General features: G+C 71.7%; 12 protein-coding genes. 6 read left to right on the top strand and 6 right to left on the bottom strand.

Annotation, left to right across the window (positions count from 1 at the left end; genetic code table 11):
• Position 1 precedes the first annotated feature (1 nt).
• The 3 genes from AB0J46_RS20030 to AB0J46_RS20020 form a co-directional block, all read right to left on the bottom strand.
• Entirely contained in the window at positions 2 to 2038 is a 2037-nt protein-coding gene (locus AB0J46_RS20030) for an N-acetylneuraminate synthase family protein (protein WP_364333718.1), read from the bottom strand.
• Between the two features lie 73 nt (positions 2039 to 2111).
• The gene (locus AB0J46_RS20025) at positions 2112 to 2795 is read right to left on the bottom strand and encodes a response regulator (protein WP_364333715.1); all 684 of its coding nucleotides are present in this window, start codon (positions 2793 to 2795) and stop codon (positions 2112 to 2114) included.
• Positions 2792 to 4285 (bottom strand): ATP-binding protein, encoded by a 1494-nt coding sequence (locus AB0J46_RS20020; RefSeq protein WP_364333712.1) that lies wholly within the window; start codon positions 4283 to 4285, stop codon positions 2792 to 2794. The genes AB0J46_RS20025 and AB0J46_RS20020 overlap by 4 nt, the downstream gene beginning before the upstream one ends.
• 104 nt (positions 4286 to 4389) lie before the next feature.
• On the opposite strand from AB0J46_RS20020, the gene AB0J46_RS20015 reads away from it, so the two are divergent.
• A complete protein-coding gene (locus AB0J46_RS20015) occupies positions 4390 to 5718 on the top strand; it encodes a cation:dicarboxylase symporter family transporter (protein WP_364333709.1) in 1329 nt (442 codons plus the stop codon).
• Here AB0J46_RS20015 and AB0J46_RS20010 read toward each other — a convergent pair.
• The 3 genes from AB0J46_RS20010 to AB0J46_RS20000 form a co-directional block, all read right to left on the bottom strand.
• Complete coding sequence (locus AB0J46_RS20010) at positions 5715 to 6533, bottom strand: SAM-dependent methyltransferase (protein WP_364333706.1); 819 nt, start codon at positions 6531 to 6533, stop codon at positions 5715 to 5717. The genes AB0J46_RS20015 and AB0J46_RS20010 overlap by 4 nt on opposite strands.
• A gap of 47 nt (positions 6534 to 6580) precedes the next feature.
• Complete coding sequence (locus AB0J46_RS20005; protein ID WP_364333703.1) at positions 6581 to 7936, bottom strand: ATP-binding protein; 1356 nt, start codon at positions 7934 to 7936, stop codon at positions 6581 to 6583.
• 63 nt (positions 7937 to 7999) lie between these two features.
• Entirely contained in the window at positions 8000 to 9493 is a 1494-nt protein-coding gene (locus AB0J46_RS20000; RefSeq protein ID WP_364333700.1) for a glycoside hydrolase family 13 protein, read from the bottom strand.
• A gap of 298 nt (positions 9494 to 9791) precedes the next feature.
• Here AB0J46_RS20000 and AB0J46_RS19995 point away from each other — a divergent pair, with 298 nt between their 5' ends.
• From AB0J46_RS19995 to AB0J46_RS19975, 5 genes are read left to right on the top strand one after another with little or no spacing between them, the layout of a single operon-like run.
• Positions 9792 to 11069, top strand: a complete 1278-nt coding sequence (locus tag AB0J46_RS19995) for a maltose ABC transporter substrate-binding protein (protein ID WP_358292986.1) — start codon at positions 9792 to 9794, stop codon at positions 11067 to 11069.
• A 1-nt stretch (position 11070) separates the two neighbouring features.
• A complete protein-coding gene (locus tag AB0J46_RS19990) occupies positions 11071 to 12639 on the top strand; it encodes an ABC transporter permease subunit (protein WP_364333697.1) in 1569 nt (522 codons plus the stop codon).
• Positions 12636 to 13475, top strand: a complete 840-nt coding sequence (locus AB0J46_RS19985; RefSeq protein ID WP_358292982.1) for a sugar ABC transporter permease — start codon at positions 12636 to 12638, stop codon at positions 13473 to 13475. The genes AB0J46_RS19990 and AB0J46_RS19985 overlap by 4 nt, the downstream gene beginning before the upstream one ends.
• Before the next feature lie 5 nt (positions 13476 to 13480).
• On the top strand, positions 13481 to 15265 hold the full coding sequence (locus tag AB0J46_RS19980; protein WP_364333694.1) for a glycoside hydrolase family 13 protein: 1785 nt from the start codon (positions 13481 to 13483) through the stop codon (positions 15263 to 15265).
• A 58-nt stretch (positions 15266 to 15323) separates the two neighbouring features.
• Positions 15324 to 16574, top strand: coding sequence for a right-handed parallel beta-helix repeat-containing protein (locus AB0J46_RS19975; RefSeq protein WP_364333691.1), 1251 nt, complete (start codon positions 15324 to 15326; stop codon positions 16572 to 16574).

Raw genomic sequence — 16574 nt, 5'->3', positions numbered from 1 at the left:
CTCAGACGGTCACCCGGCGCAGCCGGGCCTTGGGCGCCTCCTCGCCGGGGAAGACGCGCTTGACGCCGTCGCCCATGGCCTGCTCGATGATGCGGATGTCGCGGACGAGGTGCTCCAGCCCCGACGGCTCCAGCGAGGCGGCGTGGTCGGAGCCCCACATGGTGCGGTCGAGCGTGATGTGCCGCTCGACGCAGACCGCGCCCAGGGTGACCGCCGCCAGCGAGATCTGCAGGCCGCGCTCGTGCCCGGAGTAGCCGACCGGCACGCCGTAGCGCTCCTTGAGCGTGGTGATCGTGCGCAGGTTGGCCTCCTCCGGCGGCAGCGGGTACGTGGAGGTGGCGTGCATCATGATCAGCCGGTCGGTGCCGAGGATCTCGACCGCCTGGTCGATCTCCGACAGCGTGGACATGCCGGTGGACAGGATGAGCGGCTTGCCGGTGGCTGCCAGGGCGCGCAGCAGCTCGTGGTCGGCGACGCTGGCCGAGGCGATCTTGTGCGTCAGCACGTCCATGTCCTCGAGGAACTCCACGGACGGCACGTCCCACGGCGAGGCGAACCAGTGCAGGCCGCGCTCGTCGCAGTACTTCGCGATCTGCCGGTACTCGTCGTGACCGAACTCGGTGCGCTCCTTGTACTCCAGGTACGTCATCTCGCCCCACGGCGTCTGCCTGATCTGGCCCTTCTGCTCCTCGGGCACGCAGATCGCGGGGGTGCGCTTCTGGAACTTGACCGCCTGGCAGCCCGCGTCGGCCGCCACGTCGATGAGCCGGCGGGCGAGGTCGAGGTCGCCGTTGTGGTTGATGCCGATCTCGCCGATCATGTACACCGGCTCGCCGTCGCCGACCATCACGTCACCGATCGCGACCGGGCCGAGCCGCGGCCGGGCCTTGGCCTCGGCGACGGGCGGCTCGGGCCGGGCGGCCACCACCAGGTCGCACAGCTCGCGCACCGCGCCGGAGCCGCCGGGCCTGGTCAGCACCACGCGGGCGGCGGCGCGCACGCGCGGGTGCGCGTCGGGGGTGGCGATCGGCCAGCCGACCTCGGCCATCGGGCCCAGGTCGTTGACGTCGTTGCCGACGTAGGCCACGCGCGCCGGGTCCAGGCCCTCGATGGCCAGCCAGTCGCGCAGCACGATGCGCTTCTCGGCCAGGCCCTGCAGCACGGGCACGCCCAGCTTGCGGGCACGGGCGGCCACGACCGGGTTCTGCTCGGTGGACATCACCAGCACCTTGACCCCGGAGCGGCGCAGCAGCGAGACGCCCATCCCGTCCGAGCGGCTGACCAGGACCATCTCCCGGCCGTCGGAGTCGATGTAGGCGCGGTCGTCGGTGTGCACGCCGTCGAAGTCGGTGATGACCGCGTCCACGTCGATCGGCTCGGGCCTGTCGATGAACGGCGCCAGGGCGCGCACCAGCTCCAGGTCCTCGGGGTCGTCGACCTCGATGGCGTGCTGCGGCGGCACCGGCTGCACGGCGACCTCGCCGAAGAAGCGGTGGCCGTGCTCGCGCAGGCCGGCGGTGCGCATGACGTAGAAGGCGCCGTTCTCGCGGAACTGCGGCTCGCGGTCCTGCCTGCGCGGCCGCACGGCGGGGTCGTGGTTGACGCCCGCGCCCGCGGCCGTCCACAGGAACTCGTGCGTGGGCAGCCCGGACACGACCGAGTCGGCCTCGCCGTCCAGGACCTTGCGCACGGCCGCCGACAGGTCCTCGGGGTCGATGAACGCGCTGGTGCACTGCACCAGGACGACCACGTCCGGGTCCGCGCCGAGCGCGTCCAGGGCGTGCAGCACGGCCGACTCGCTGGAGGCGGTCGCGCCGCTCAGCTCCTCGGGCCGCTCCACCACGGTCGCCCCCGCCGCGCGGGCGGTCTCGGCGATCTGCGGGTGGTCGGTGCTGACCACGACCTGGTCGACGAGCTCGGCCCGCAGGCACGCCCGTACCGCGCGGGTGACCAGCGGGACGCCCCCGACCAGGGCGAGGTTCTTCAGGGGAACGCCCGCCGAACCTCCGCGGGCGGGAACAACGGCCAGGACTCGCAAGTGACTTCTCCTCAGTGCATCGGATCGCACCCAGAAGCTAAGGGCCCGGATTGAACGGGCAGCGTCACCGCCATTAACTTTCCATGGGGATCCGGTAGAGCAACTCTGGCCGGCCCACCCCGCCGTACTGCGGCACGCGCACCGCCGTCCCCACCTCGACCAGGTGTTCCAGGTAGCGGCGGGCGGTCACCCGCGACACCCCGACGGCCTGCGCCACGCTCTGCGCGGTGCTGCCGCCGGGCCGCTCGCGCAGCCGCGCCGACACGGCGTCCAGGGTGTCGCGGGCCAGCCCTTTGGGCAGCTCGGAGCTGCCGCGCAGGGTGCCGAGCACCCGGTCGACGTCGCCCTGGGCGACGATCACGCCGGTGTCCTGCCTGAACCGGGCGTAACGCGCCAGCTTCTCGGCCAGGGTCGCGTAGGTGAACGGCTTGAGAAGGTACTGGGAGACGCCCAGCGACACCGCCGAGCGCACCGTCGCCAGGTCGCGCGCCGAGGTGACGGCGATGACGTCGCACAGCAGCCCGCCGGCCCGCACCGCGCGGCACACCTCCAGGCCGTGCATGTCGGGCAGGTACAGGTCGAGCAGGATGAGGTCGACCGGCCGGCCGCGCAGGAACCGCAGCGCCTCGCCGCCCGAACGCGCCACCCCGGCCACCTCGAACCCGGCCACCCGCTCGACGTAGACCCGGTTGGCCTCGGCCGTGATCTCCTCGTCCTCCACGATCAGCACGGACACCGCCGCGCCTTGCCGGTTCATCGGACCCGCTCCGGGACCGGCAGCCGCACCGTGAACGCCGACCCGGCCACCTCGATCGTGCCGCCCAGCCGCCGCACCGCCTGCCCGACCAGCGCCAGCCCGAGCCCGTGGCCGTCCCCCTTGGTGGTCCAGCCCTTCGCGAACGCCTCCGGCGCGGTCAGCCCCGGCCCGTCGTCGGCCACCCTGATCACCACCCCGTCCAGGTCCGCGCTCAGGTGCACCTCGACCCTGGTGGCCGCGTCGAGGGCGTTGTCGACGAGGTTGCCGACGATCGTCACCAGGTCGCGCGGGTCCAGGCCCTGGTCGTCGAGGTCGCTGTCGGGCGTGAGCACCAGCTCGCCGCCGCGTTCGGCCGCCTCGGCGCTCTTGCCGAGCAGCAGCGCGGCCAGCACCGGCTCGCGCACCGCGCCCACCACCCGGTCGGTCAGCTCCTGCGCCGCGCGCAGCTCGGCCGTGCCCAGCGCGACGGCCTGCTCGGCGCGTCCCAGCTCGACCAGCGTGATCACGGTGTGCAGCCGGTTGGCGGCCTCGTGCGCGGCCGAGCGCAGCGAGTCGGCGAATCCGCGTTCGGCGTCGAGCTGCCCGGCCAGCGCCTGCAGCTCGGTGTGGTCGCGTACGGTCACCACCGTGCCGAGCCTGCTGGCCGCGCCGTTGACGGCCAGCACCCGGTCGCCGGCCAGGTGCACGCGTTCCTCGTGGCCCTCCAGCAGCGCCGGCAGGCCCAGCTCGGCCAGGTGCCGGCCCTCGGCGTCCGGCGGCAGGTCCAGGAGCTGCCTGGCGGCGTCGTTGCAGAGCGTCAGCGTGCCGTCGCCGCCGACCAGCAGCAGGCCCTCCCGCACGGCGTGCAGGACGGCGTCGTGGTGGTCGTGGATGCGGCCCAGCTCCACCGGGCCGAGCCCGTGGGTCTGGCGGCGCAGCCGTACGGTGACCAGCCACGTCCCGGCCGCGCCGAGGCCGAGCGCGAGGGCGGCGACCAGGCCGCTCCAGGCGACCTGGTCGCGCAGCCGGGCGCTGATCCGGTCGATCGTGATGCCCGCGCTGACCAGGGCCCGGACCCGGCCGCCGGACCACACGGGCGTCACGGCCCGCTTGGAGGGGCCGAGCGTGCCGGTGTAGGTCTCGACGAACGTCCGGCCGTCCAGGGCCCGCCCGGTGTGGCCGAGGAAGCGCCGGCCGATCTCGGCCGGGTTCGGATGGGTGTAGCGGGTGCCGTCCGGCTTCATGATGGTGACGAAGTCGACGCCGGTCTCCTTGCGCACCCGTTCGGCGTACGGCTGCAGGGCCAGGGTCGGCTCCGGGTCGTCGAGTGCGGCGGCCACGCCCGGCGCGGCGGCCACGCTGACCGCCACGGCCCTGGCCGTGGCGCCCGCCTCCTCGGTGAGCAGGCGGTGGGCCTGCACCAGCGCGAGCACCGCGCAGCCCGTCACGGCGACCGCGACCACGACCAGCTGCAGGACCAGCATCTGGCCCGCCAGGCTCCAGCGGCGCATGAGCCCCCCTCGCGTGAACGAAACTTACTCAATCGTGACGTGGGTCACAGCGAGCCGCATAGTCGCACGACCAGCCCCTTTTTCCCAAGCGGTGGAGACCCCTCATGCGCGATCGCACGCGATATCTGTACCTGGCCGTCATCGTGGCGGTCCTGCTCGGCATCCTGGTCGGGTTCGTCTGGCCGGAGGCGGGCAAGGAGCTCAAACCCCTCGGCACCGGGTTCGTGGCGCTGATCAAGATGCTGATCAGCCCCATCATCTTCTGCACGATCGTGCTCGGCATCGGCTCGGTACGCCAGGCCGCCAAGGTCGGCAAGGTGGGCGGCCTCGCGCTCGGCTACTTCATGGTGATGTCCACCGTGGCCCTGGTCATCGGCCTGCTGGTCGGCAACGTCATCGACCCCGGCTCCGGGCTGCACCTGACCGACGCCGCCCGGCAGGCCGCCGAGGCCGAGGCGGCCAAGGGCGAGGCCACCGGCGGGGTGGACTTCCTGCTCGGCGTCATCCCCGTCACGCTGGTGTCGGCCTTCACCGAGGGCTCGGTCCTGCAGACGCTGCTGGTGGCGCTGCTGGCCGGGTTCGCGCTGCAGGCCATGGGCGAGCGGGGCGCGCCGATCCTGCGCGGCGTCGAGCACGTCCAGCGGCTGGTGTTCCGCATCCTGGCCATGGTCATGTGGGCCGCGCCGGTCGGCGCGTTCGGGGCCATCGCGGCCGTGGTCGGCGCCACCGGGATCGAGGCGCTCAAGAGCCTGGCCATCATCATGATCGCCTTCTACGTCACCTGCCTGCTGTTCGTGGGCGTGGTGCTGGGCGCGCTGCTGTGGCTGGTGGCCCGGGTCAACCTGTGGTCGCTGCTGCGCTACCTCGGCCGGGAGTTCCTGCTGATCCTGTCCACGTCGTCGTCGGAGACGGCGCTGCCGCGGCTGATCGCGAAGATGGAGCACCTCGGCGTGAGCCGGACGGTGGCCGGCATCACCGTGCCGACCGGCTACTCCTTCAACCTCGACGGCACCGCCATCTACCTCACCATGGCCACGCTGTTCATCGCCTCGGCCACCGGCGCGCCGCTGCAGGTCGGCGAGCAGGTCTCGCTGCTGCTGTTCATGATGGTCGCCTCCAAGGGCGCCGCGGGCGTGACCGGGGCGGGCCTGGCCACGCTCGCCGGCGGCCTGCAGTCGCACCGCCCCGAGCTGGTGGACGGCGTCGGCCTCATCGTCGGCATCGACCGGTTCATGTCCGAGGCCAGGGCGCTGACCAACTTCGCGGGCAACGCCGTGGCCACCGTCGTGGTCGGCACCTGGACCGGCGACTTCGACCGGGAGCGGGCCGCCGAGGTGCTGGCCGGGCGGGCGCCGTTCGACGAGTCCACGCTGATCGACGACGAGGACGACCGCCCCGAGCCGGAGCCGGATCGGCAGGCCGTGCGCGTCTAGGGTTTGCGGCCGATGCCCGCGTACCCCATGCGGGCGAAGTCGTCGTCGTAGAAGGGCGGGCTCTCGGGGTCGGTGAACGGGAAACCGAGCTCCGGCCCCTTGCCCGTGGCCAGGCCGGGCGGGATCAGCTCGAAGTCGCCGAAGAAGGCGGCGATCTCCTTGCCCGGCCGCGGGCAGAACGGCGCGTTGGCCCGCCGGTAGAACTGGCTGACGCGGGCCACGCGTTCGGGCGCGTGGTCGGTGCCGACGTGCGACAGGGCCAGGTAGCTGCCGGGCGCGAGCGCGTCGCGGTAGGCGGCCACGAAGTCCTGCGGGTGGTCGGTGTCGGGGATCAGGTGCAACAGGAACATCATGAGCACGGCGACGGGCCTGCCGAAGTCCAGCAGCCCGCGCACCTCGGGGCTGTCCAGCACCTCCCGCGGGCGCCGGACGTCGCCGTGCAGCATGGCCACCTGCTCGGGGCCGGCCAGCAGGGCCCGCCCGTGGGCGGCCACCACCGGATCGCTGTCCACGTAGACCACGCGGGCCTGCGGCGCGTACCGCAGCGCCACCTCGTGCACGTTCTCGGCGGCCGGCAGGCCGGAGCCCAGGTCGAGGAACTGGGTGACACCCTGCTCGCACAGGTACCGCACCACCCGGCCGATCAGCAGCCGGTTCTCCCGCGTGCCGTCCCTGACCTCCGGCATCGCGCTCAGCACCAGCTCGGCCAGCTCACGATCGGCCGGGAAATTGTTCTTTCCGCCCAGGAAGTAGTCGTACATGCGCGCGGTGTTGGGGATGTGAGGATCCACGCCCTGGGGGACTTCTTGCGTCATGAGGGCATGATCCACTAACCGGCTGCCGGAAATCTACGCTTTCGACATCAGATGGCCGGAAGCCGCAGGACGAACCGCGCCCCGCCCGGACGGTCCTCCACCCGCACGCTGCCCCGGTGGGCCATCGCCACGTCCCTGGCGATGGCCAGGCCGAGCCCGGTGCCGCCGGAGTCGCGGCTGCGGGCGGCGTCGAGACGGGTGAACCGCTCGAAGATGCGCTCGCGGTCGGCCTCGCGGATCTCCAGGCCGTCGTTCTCCACCGCCAGCACGGCGGTGCCGCCCCTGGCCGGGCCCGCCTCCCTGGAGACCACGACCCGCACCATGGTCTCGGCGTGCCGCTGGGCATTGTCCAGCAGGTTCGTCAGCACCCTGGCCAGTTGCAGGCGCACGCCCTCGACCACCACGCCCTCGGTCAGCTCGAGCCGGGTGGGCAGCTTGTCGCTGCGCACGGCCAGCTCCTGCCGGACCAGCTGGGCCAGGTCCACCGGCTCCCTGGCCACGTCCACCCGGGAGCCGATCCTGGCCAGCAGGAGCAGGTCGGTGATGATCGCCTCCAGCCGGTCGGTGTCCCGCAGGGCGCTGTCCACCAGCGCCTCGACGTCGGTGTCCTCCGGGTAGAGCTGGGCGCTCTCCAGCTGGGCGCGCAGCCCGGCGATCGGGGTGCGCAGCTCGTGGGAGGCGTCGGAGGCGAACTGGCGCTGCTGGAGCGCGGAACGTTCCAACCGGGCCAGCGTGTTGTTGACGGCCTTGGCCAGCATGGCGACCTCGTCCTCGCCGCCCGGCTGGGTGACCCGGTGGCTCAGGTCGCCGGCGCTGACCGCGTCCAGCTCGGCGCGCATGGTCGCCACCGGGCGCAGCGCGCGGCCGGTGACCAGCCAGGTCGCCCAGGCGGTGAGCGCGATCAGCACCGCCACCTGGGAGAACACGATCACCTCCAGCGTCTCCGAGGCCAGCACCTCCGGGGTGCTGCGGCCGGCGTAGACGATGGGGGAGTCCTCCGACATGCCGGCCTTGACCGCCGACAGGTGCACGCACTCGGTGGGCAGGCAGTTGGTGGTGTTGACCACCCGGCTCTCGGCGGTGGGCCGCACGTCGCTGAGCGGCGGCAGGTTCCTGGCCGCGTCGCTGCTGGCCAGGACGCGGCCGTCGGTGCCGACGATCTGGATCAGGTCGATGGACGGGTTGGGCACCGGGATCGTGGCGCCCTGCGGCAGCCCGCCCGCGCGCATCTCCGAGGCCACCCGCTCGGCGGTGTCCCGCGTGTCCCGGTAGACGCCGGCCGTCACCAGCGAACGCGAGACGATGCACCCGGCGACGCCCACGGGGATCAGCACGAGGGCGGCTACGGCCGTCGCGATGAGGGTGACGCGTCCGCGCAGGGAGCGGGCCCACAGGGGTGGCACTCCCCGAGACTACTAACCGTCATTGCCGCCAAATGCCGCGTCAAGGGAAAGGTTCCCCCAACCTCAACGCTGGATCCACACGGTGGTGTCCGGCGGGACCGCGCCGTCGGCCGCCAGCGGGCCGCTGGCCAGCAGCACCGTGCCGGGCACGACCGGGGCGACCGGGCGCTCGCCGGTGTTCAGCATCACGACCAGGCCCGGGTCACGCTGGACGGCCAGCACGTCCTCGGGGGCCTCCAGCCACCGCAGCGTGCCGCCGCCGAGCGCCGGGTGCTGCTTGCGCAGCCGGAGAGCGGCCCGGTAGAGGTTCAGCGTGGAGTCCGGGTCGTGCTCCTGGGCCTCGGCCGACAGCTGCGTCCACGACGGCGGGATCGGCAGCCACGGGTCGCGCCAGCCGCAGCCCGGCTCGCTCGTCCACGGGATCGGCACCCGGCAGCCGTCGCGGCTCTCGCCGGTGCGCCGGAAGGCCGGGTCCTGGCGCAGCTCGTCGGGCAGGTCGAGGACCTCGGGCAGGCCCAGCTCCTCGCCGTTGTAGAGGTAGGCCGAGCCGGGCAGGGCCAGCATGAGCAGCGTCGCCGCGCGGGCGCGGGCCAGGCCGCCGTGCCGGGTGACGTGGCGCGGCTTGTCGTGGTTGGACAGCACCCAGGTGGTGGGCGCGCCGACCAGCTCGGCCTCCGCGAGCGACTTCTCGATCACCGTACGGAACGACTTGGCGTGGAAGTCGGCCATCATGAACTCGAAGTTGAACGCCTGGTGCAGCTCGTCGGGCCCGACGTAGCGGGCCAGCCGCTCGGGCGAGGACACCCACGCCTCGGCGACGGCCATCCGCCCGCCGGGGTAGGAGTCGAGGATCGGCCGCCACTCCCGGTAGATGTCGTGCACGCCGTCCTGGTCGAAGTAGGGCACCTGCTCGTCGCCCAGCATCTCGGCCTGGCGGCCCTCCTTCGGGCCCACGTCGGGCAGGCCCGCGGCCTTGACCATGCCGTGGGCCACGTCCACGCGGAAGCCGTCCACGCCCCGGTCCAGCCAGAAGCGCAGGACGTCGCGGAACTCGGCGCGCACCTCGGGGTTGTCCCAGTTGAGGTCGGGCTGCTCGGGCGCGAACAGGTGCAGGTACCACTGACCGTCCTCGACCTGCGTCCAGGCCGGGCCCCCGAAGATCGACTCCCAGTCGTTGGGCCGGTCGCGGAAGATGTAACGGTCGCGCAGGCCGGCCTGGAACCAGGGGTGCCGGTCGGAGGAGTGGTTGGGGACCAGGTCCACGATCACCCGGATGCCGCGGTCGTGGGCCTCGGCGATCAGGGCGTCGAAGTCGGCCAGCGTGCCGAACATCGGGTCCACGTCCCGGTAGTCGGCCACGTCGTAGCCGCCGTCGGCCATGGGCGAGGTGTAGAAGGGGCTCAGCCAGATCGCGTCCACGCCCAGCCGCGCGAGGTGGCCCAGGCGTTCCCGCACGCCCTTCAGGTCGCCGGTGCCGTCGCCGTCGGCGTCGGCGAAGCTTCGGGGGTAGACCTGGTACACGACGGCGTCCCGCCACCAGTCGTCGTTGCCGAGCATGGCTTTCCTTCCCCCGATGTCCGTGATGTCTGGTGCAGGATGTCGCGCGTCCTTGCGACAGGTCAAGTGCAAGTTTCGGAAAGTTACAGATTCCCAGTACGCCCGTTATCTGAGGTGCGGCGAGGTCAGCGGGGCGTGGGTCGGATGTGGTTCCGGTAACGCTCTTTCGCAAGTTCTTCCAATTCTTGCAAAGAGCCGCTAACGTCCCGGAAACGTAAGCCGTGAACAGCGGCGGAAAACGATCTTCGGCGGCGGCGCACGCAGGCGTCGCCGCTCCTCCATGACCTCGGGAGGTCTCATGCGTGTTCGGGTCCTGGGAGTGGCCGCCCTCTCCACCCTCGCATTCGCCGCTACGGCTTGTGGTGACTCCGGCTCGACCGCCCCGTCGGCGCAGCCCAGCGGCTCGGCCTCGGCCTCGGCCCCGGCCGCCGCGGCGGGCGGCACGCTGGTCATCTGGGCCGACCCGAGCCGGGTCAAGCCGCTCAAGCCCTTCGCCGACCAGTTCGGCACCGAGAACGGCGTGACCGTCGAGGTGAAGGAGATCAGCAAGGACAACCAGATGACCTTCCTGACCGCCTCCCAGCAGGGCAGCGGCCCGGACATCATGATCGGCGCGCACGACTGGATCGGCAACCTCGTCCAGAACGGCGCCATCGACCCCGTCACGCTGACCGACGAGCAGAAGGCGGCCTTCTCGGAGATCGCCATGAAGGCGGTCACCTTCAACGGCCAGGTGTACGGCGCCCCGTACGCGGTGGAGAACATCGCCCTGATCCGCAACACCAAGCTCGCCCCCGACGCCCCCGCCACGCTCGACGAGATGATCGACAAGGGCAAGGAGCTGAAGAAGGCCGGCAAGGTCAAGGAGGTGCTCTGCCTGCCCGTCGGCGTCAAGGGCGACGCCTTCCACGCCTACCCGCTGTTCGCCTCCGCGGGCGGCGCGCTGTTCGGCCAGACCGCCTCCGGCGACCCCGACCCCAAGCAGGTGCTGCTCGGCTCCGAGGGCTCGGTCAAGGCGTTCGGCAAGCTGAAGGAGCTCGGCGAGAAGGGTGACGGCGCGCTCAAGACGTCGGTCACCAACGAGAACTACATCGTCAACTTCGCCGCCGGCAAGTGCGCCTACCTGATCTCCGGCCCGTGGGCCATGAGCGAGGTCAAGAAGGGCGGCATCTCCTACGACATCACGCCCGTCCCGGCGTTCAAGGACGGCAAGCCGGCCACGCCGTTCGTCGGCGTCCAGTCGTTCTTCGTGGCCGCCAAGGGCAAGAGCAAGGCCCTGGCCCAGGAGTTCGTCGCCAACTACGTCACCAACAAGGACGTCGCCAAGGCCCTGTACGAGGCCGACCCGCGTCCCCCGGCGCTGACCGCCGCCCTCCAGGAGGTCCAGGCCGCCGACCCCGACGCCGCCAAGTTCATGGACGCCGGCAAGAGCGGCATGCCGATGCCCGCCATCCCCGAGATGGCCGCGATCTGGGAGCCGTTCGGCATCGCGGAGACCGCCGTGGTCAAGGGCGGCGACGCCGCCAAGGCCGCCGCGGCCGCGCAGAAGGCCATCGACGGCGCGCTCAAGAACTGACATGGCCCAGGACGTGCACGAGGCCGTGGGGACCACCGCGTCCCCGCGGCCTCGCCGGGAGCTCACCACGGCGTTCGTGGTGAGCAGGATCGCGGTGCTGGCCGTGGCCGCGGCGATCCTGCTCTACGCCGTGCCGCCGCTGGTCGCCGCGGAGTCGTGGGTCTCGCTCACGCTGCTGGGGCTGGCCGCCGCGGCCATCTCCTCCCTGTACCTGACCCGCCGCTTCATCCCGGCCAAGTACCTCGTCCCCGGCACCGTCTTCCTGATCGCCTTCCAGGTGCTGCCCGTGCTCTACACGGTGACCACGGCGTTCACGAACTTCGGCGACGGGCACCGCGGCGACAAGGCCGACGCGGTCACCGCCATCGAGACCGGCTCGGTGCGCCAGGCCCCCGGCTCGCCCGAGTACGGCCTGACCGCCGCCCTGCGCGGCGACGAGCTGGTGTTCCTGCTGGTCGACCCCACGACCAAGCAGGTCCGGCTGGGCACCGCCGAAGGGCTGACCCCGCTCACGGGCGCCCAGGTCGGCCTCACCGGCAAGGTCCTGTCGGCCCCCGGCGTGACCGTGCTGAAGGCGCCCGAGGCGGCCGCCCGCGGCCAGGAGATCTCGGCGCTGTCCGTGCCGACGCCCGGCGGCGCGATCAAGGCCAACGGCCTCAGCCGGGCCGTGGAGGGCAAGGCCGCGCTGGTCTACGACGCCGCCTGCGACTGCGTCAAGGGCAACGGCGACACCTGGACGGCCGACGAGGCCCAGGGCTACTTCGTCAACGCCGAGGGCGAGCACCTGGCACAGGGCTGGCAGGCGAACGTCGGCCTGGACAACTTCGCCCGGGTGCTGACCAACCCCACCATCTCCGGCTACTTCGTCGGCGTGCTGGGTTGGAACCTGGTGTTCGCGCTGGCCTCCGTGGCCGGCACGTTCGGGCTCGGCATGGCCGTGGCGCTGGCGCTGCACCACCCGCGCATGCGCGGCACGAAGATCTACCGGATCGCGCTGATCCTGCCGTACGCGATGCCGGCCTTCGCCATGCTGCTGGTCTGGCGGGACATGTTCAACCGCGACTTCGGCCTGATCAACCAGTTCTTCGGGCTGAGCGTCGACTGGCTCGGCGAGCCCGTCACCGCCCGCTTCGCGGTCATCCTGGTCAACCTGTGGCTCGGCTTCCCGTACATGTTCCTGGTCACCACCGGCGCGCTCCAGGCGATCCCGCGCGAGCTGACCGAGGCGGCCTCCATCGACGGCGCCACGCCGTGGAAGGCGTTCCGCCGGGTGACGCTGCCGCTGCTGCTGGTCGCGCTGACGCCGCTGCTGATCTCGTCGTTCGCGTTCAACTTCAACAACTTCAACGCCATCGCGCTCACCACCGACGGCGGGCCGTTCCCGGCCGAGAGCCCGCAGGTGGGGGCCACCGACCTGCTGATCACCTACACCTTCCGGCTGGCGTTCGGCGCGGGCGGGGCGCAGTTCGGGTTCGCGGCGGCGATCTCGGTGTTCATCTTCGCGATCGTGGCGGTCATCTCGGCCGTGGCCTTCCGCCGTACCCGCAAGCAGGAGGAGGTCTACGCATGAGGATCGCGCTCAGGCACGTGTTCGTGCTGGCGGTGTGCGCGTTCGCGCTGTTCCCGATCCTGTTCGTGGTCTCGGCCGCGATCAACCCGATGGGCACGCTGGCCTCCACCGACCTGCTGCCGTCGGGGGCGAGCCTGAACAACTTCGCCAACCTGCTCACCTCCGACGACTATCCGTTCGGCCGGTGGTTCTTCAACTCGGTGTTCATCGCGCTGGTCTCGTCGTTCGCGAGCCTGCTGCTGTCGATGCTGGCCGCCTACGCCTTCAGCCGCATGCGCTTCACCGGCCGCCGGGTCGGGCTGCTGGCGCTGCTGCTCATCCAGATGTTCCCGCAGTTCCTGGCCATCGTGACGATCTTCATGATCTTCACCAGGGTGACCGAGCTGTACCCGGCGTTCGGCTTCAACACCGTCTGGGGCCTGCTGCTGCTCTACCTGGGCGGCGCGCTCGGCGTGAACACCTGGCTGATGAAGGGCTTCCTCGACACCGTGCCCAAGGAGCTCGACGAGGCCGCCACCGTGGACGGCGCCACCCACGCGCAGATCTTCTGGCGGATCATCATGCCGCTGGTCACGCCGATCCTGGCGGTCACCGCGCTGCTGGCCTTCATCGGCATCATGAGCGAGTTCCTCATGGCCAACGTGTTCCTGCGCGACCCCGAGAGCAAGACCCTGGCCGTCGGCATGTACGGCATGATCGCCGGCGACCACCGCAACGCCAACTTCGGCATGTTCGCCGCCGCGACGTTGCTCACCGCCGTACCCACGGTGAGCGTGTTCCTATGGCTGCAGAAGTACATCGTCTCCGGCCTGACGGCCGGGGCTGTCAAGGGATAGGTCCATTGCGTCATGTCGGCGAGCCGCACCACGACGGCTCAGCTCTCTACGTCTCCAGCCGGGAACCGGCGCTCGGCTCGCGGGTGATCCTCTGGCTGCGCGCCCCGCGCGCCGCCGGGATCACCGGGGTGCACGTGCGTGCCGTCTGCGACGGCGAGCCCCGCTACGCCGAGGCCCGCGTCGACGACTCCAGGACCGGCACGCCGGTCGCCGGCTACGGCGCGGACGACGTGTGGTGGCAGGCGGAGATCACCGCCGTCAACCCGGTCACCCCGTACCGCTTCCTGCTGCACACCCGCCGCGGCCAATTGTGGCTGACCGCGGCCGGCCCGGTCGCCCACGACGTGACCGACGCGAGCGACTTCCGCCTGGTCTGCCACCAGGCGCCGCCCTCGTGGATGTCGGACGCGATCGTCTACCAGATCTTCCCCGACCGCTTCGACCGCTCCGGCCCGATGCCGGACCTGCCCGACTGGGCGCTGCCGCGCGACTGGGACCGCGACCCGGTGATCCCCAGCGGCCCCGGCACCGCCCAGCAGTTCTACGGCGGCGACCTCGACGGCATCACCCGCCGCCTGGACCACATCCAGGGGCTCGGCGCCGACACCGTCTACCTGACGCCGATCTTCCCGGCCCGCTCCAACCACCGCTACGACGCCGCGAGCTTCGAGCACGTCGACCCGCTGCTCGGCGGCGACGAGGCCCTGCACCGGCTGTCCGGCGCGCTGCACGCCCGCGGCATGCGCCTGCTCGGCGACATCACCACCAACCACTGCGGCGACGCCCACGAATGGTTCACCGCCGCCGTCTCCGACGTCAACGCCCTCGAACGGGAGATGTTCTACTTCGACCCCGACACCGGCGACTACGAGTCGTGGTGGGGCGTCAAGTCGCTGCCCAAGCTCAACTGGGGCAGCGAGCTGGTGCGCTCCAGCATGCGCGCGGTGCTGAAGAAGTGGCTCGGCCCGCTGGACGGCTGGCGCGTGGACGTCGCCAACATGACCGCCAGGCTCGGCGCCGACGACCGCAACCACGAGGTCGCCGCCATGCTGCGCCGGCAGCTCGGCCCCGAGGCCGCCTTCATCGCCGAGCACAACCACGACGCCTCGCTCGACCTCGACCGCGACGGCTGGCACGGCACCATGAACTACGGCGGCTTCACCCGTCCGGTCTGGGCCTGGCTGCGCGGCCCCGACCTGGACCTGCCGCACTTCCTCGGCGTGCCGGGCGGCGTGCCCGAGCGCGACGGCACCGACACCCTGGCCACGTTCAGGTCCTTCGCCTCGCACATGTCCTGGCGCTCGCTCACGCACTCCTGGCAGCTCCTGGACTCCCACGACTCGCCGCGCATCCGCACGGTGACCGGCTCGCGCGAACGCCACCTGCTGGCCCTCGGCCTGCAGGCCACGCTGCCCGGCACGCCCATGGTCTTCGCCGGCAGCGAGTTCGGCCTGACCGGGATCAACGGGGAGCACTCGCGCACCCCCATGCCCTGGAACCGGCCGCACGACCAGGACCCGGCGACCCTGTCGGCCTACCGCGAGCTGCTCGGGCTGCGCCGCGCCGAGCCCGCGCTGCGTCACGGAGGGTTGCGCTGGCTGCACTCCGACGCCGACTGCCTGGTCTTCGCGCGCGAGACGTTCGAGGAGTCGCTGCTGGTGGCCGTCCGCCGGGCGCCCGGCGCCGCGCTGGCCATCGGGGCGCAGGCCCAGGGCGTCCACAATGCGCAGGACGGAGACATGATCCCGGGGGACGGTCCTTCGGTGAGTGTGTGGCGCATCACACGCTGATCACGCTACGGTATGGCCTGGCCCCGTACCGTCTTCAACTGGATAGTGGTGTGCCCGCATGAGGTTGCTCTCCGTAGCCGTCGCAGCTTCGCTTCTTACCGCCGTACCGACCGCCGCGGAAGCCAGGGCGGCCACCACCTACTACGTCGACTCCAGGGCCGGCGACGACGATGCCGCCGGCACCAGCCCCGACAAGCCGTGGAAGTCGCTGGAGAAGGTCAGCTCCGCCGAGCTCAAGCCGGGCGACATCGTCAGCTTCAAGCGGGGCGGCAGCTTCACCGGCCCGCTCCGGCTCACCGCCAGCGGCACCGCCGCCCGGCCCATCGTCATCCGCTCCCACGGCACCGGCGCCCTGCCCCGCATCAGCGGCGACGAGCGCGACTGCGTGGTCGTCAAGGGCGCCTACTGGCAGATCAGCGGCCTGCGCGCCACCGGCTGCCGGTTCGCCGGGTTCCAGCTCGGCGGCCACCACATCGAGCTGACCGGCGTCGCGGCCGACGGCAACGTCGCGGGCGTGTGGGTCACGCCGTCCGGCTCGCACAACACCGTCCGCGACAGCACGCTCACCGGCAACAACCGCATGAGCGTCGACGACGAGGGCGGCGACAACGACTCCGGCGCCTTCGGCGTGCTGCTCAACGGCGACGACAACCTGGTGACCCGCAACACCATCACCGGCAGCTACGCCAAGAGCCACGACTACGGCACCGACGGCGCCGCCGTCGAGATCTTCAACGGCGACCGCAACCGCGTCACCCACAACCACGCGCGCGACAACGAGACCTTCACCGAGCTCGGCGCCCAGAAGGGCAAGACCGCCACCGGCAACGTCTTCGCCTTCAACGTCGTCACCTCCGGCCGCAGCCGCGGCTCCTTCCTCATCACCCGCGGGCCCGGCCACGTCGTGGGCCCGGTCAAGGGCACGATCGCCGTCCAGAATTCGGTCTACCTGCCGGCCAAGGACACCATCGGCTGGTCCTGCCACGACGGCTGCAGCCCCTCCATCCTCAGGCTGCGCAACAACGTGATCGCGGTCGGCGGCGAGGCGGGCTGGGCCGACGGCAAGGGCGTCGACGACGGCGGCAGCGTCTACTACGGCCGCAAGCTCACCTTCAAGCTGGGGCCGAAGTCGGTCAGGGCCGACCCGCTGTTCGTCTCCCGCACCGACCTGCGCCTGCGTCCGGGCTCGCCGGCGCTGGGCCGCGGCCTGCCGCTGTCGCCCACCTGGTACGGCGGCGCCGCCTTCGGCAAGGACATGCTGGGCCGGCCGCTGTCCGGGTCGCCGGACGCCGGGGCCTACCAGCGGTAG

The sequence above is a fragment of the Nonomuraea sp. NPDC049758 genome (assembly GCF_040674635.1).
In the GTDB taxonomy this organism is placed as follows: domain Bacteria; phylum Actinomycetota; class Actinomycetes; order Streptosporangiales; family Streptosporangiaceae; genus Nonomuraea.
Note: the sequence above shows the minus strand (reverse complement) of the source record. Positions and strands in the feature narration are given on the sequence as shown.

Coding starts and splice junctions, on each gene's coding strand:
- AB0J46_RS20025 (WP_364333715.1), bottom strand. CDS start 2,795: ATGAACCGGCAAGGCGCGGCGGTGTCCGTGCTGATCGTGGAGGACGAG.
- AB0J46_RS20020 (WP_364333712.1), bottom strand. CDS start 4,285: ATGCGCCGCTGGAGCCTGGCGGGCCAGATGCTGGTCCTGCAGCTGGTC.
- AB0J46_RS20015 (WP_364333709.1), top strand. CDS start 4,390: ATGCGCGATCGCACGCGATATCTGTACCTGGCCGTCATCGTGGCGGTC.
- AB0J46_RS20010 (WP_364333706.1), bottom strand. CDS start 6,533: ATGACGCAAGAAGTCCCCCAGGGCGTGGATCCTCACATCCCCAACACC.
- AB0J46_RS20000 (WP_364333700.1), bottom strand. CDS start 9,493: ATGCTCGGCAACGACGACTGGTGGCGGGACGCCGTCGTGTACCAGGTC.
- AB0J46_RS19995 (WP_358292986.1), top strand. CDS start 9,792: ATGCGTGTTCGGGTCCTGGGAGTGGCCGCCCTCTCCACCCTCGCATTC.
- AB0J46_RS19990 (WP_364333697.1), top strand. CDS start 11,071: ATGGCCCAGGACGTGCACGAGGCCGTGGGGACCACCGCGTCCCCGCGG.
- AB0J46_RS19985 (WP_358292982.1), top strand. CDS start 12,636: ATGAGGATCGCGCTCAGGCACGTGTTCGTGCTGGCGGTGTGCGCGTTC.
- AB0J46_RS19975 (WP_364333691.1), top strand. CDS start 15,324: ATGAGGTTGCTCTCCGTAGCCGTCGCAGCTTCGCTTCTTACCGCCGTA.